The organism is Leisingera sp. JC1 (assembly GCF_001679925.1).
Classification (GTDB): Bacteria; Pseudomonadota; Alphaproteobacteria; order Rhodobacterales; family Rhodobacteraceae; genus Leisingera.
This window is the reverse complement of the sequence record NZ_LYUZ01000043.1, coordinates 1-863: the sequence shown is the minus strand read 5'-3', so window position 1 is coordinate 863 and position 863 is coordinate 1. Positions and strand designations below refer to the sequence as shown.

The window sequence follows — 863 nt, the reverse complement described above, 5'->3', positions numbered from 1 at the left end:
CGGAGTGCCAGCGGTAGAGGCCAAAGGCACGCTGCGGCTGGTTGCTGATCCCGCCGATCCAGTCCACCCATTCATGCGGGGGCGTGATCTGGGCCCTGGCCTTGGCAACAGCCGGGCCGCATTTTGCGCCCAGCAGGCGGTAACCGGCGTTGCTGTAGTGAATGGCCTCGCCTGGGTGCTGATGACCCTCCTGGCCCTCGACAAAGACAACGCCCGGCAGGATATGGGCAAGGTGCTGGTTCACCGCCACGATCTTTGCCCGCGCGGCTGCCCCCTGATAGGTCCATTCAGGCGGCCCGCCATACAGTACCCAGGGGGCATTCGGAGCCCCCCAAGCCGCACGGATGCCCTCGATGCAGCGTTTTGCCTTGTCAGCCAGGTCCGGCCAGGCGCCACCTGTGTCGTTTTCATTGCAGGGGTGGCCGAAGAAAATGGGCGGCAGGATGGCCTTGCCGGGAAAGCTGGCTGCGGCAGCCGTCTCCAGAGCGGTTTTCCAGTTGCCCGAGGTGTGCGCCTTGTAAAGCGCGCCGGATGTTTCGGTTTGCGCCGCAGTGCCGCCGATGTCCCAGGCCGCGCCCGTGCCGTCAGGGTCCCAAGGGCCGGAGCCAGGGCTGGCATCAGCTCCGTTGTAAACGCCCCGGCCGCCGACTGCCGTGGGCACCATCACATAGATCGGTGCCGGGTCCTGATTAGCCAGATGCTTCACGAAGTTGATAGCGGGGGTAGTGCTCTGTGTTTCCATTCCACCGGGCCGGGGAATGCCGTTGCTGATACTGATCGGGCCAATGCTGCCGTCTGCTGGATACAGGAAGTTCAGCCGGCTGTCTTCGTCCAGTGCGGCACTGAGACGCGCACCCGTGCTG

The 863-nt window shown here is 64.9% G+C and carries 1 protein-coding gene; it reads right to left on the bottom strand.

Annotated features, from left to right (window positions below; genetic code table 11):
- Nucleotides 1-706, bottom strand: a 706-nt coding sequence (locus tag A9D60_RS26490) for a hypothetical protein (protein ID WP_217492035.1), incomplete at its 3' end; no start/stop codon positions are given.
- Nucleotides 707-863 lie beyond the last annotated feature (157 nt).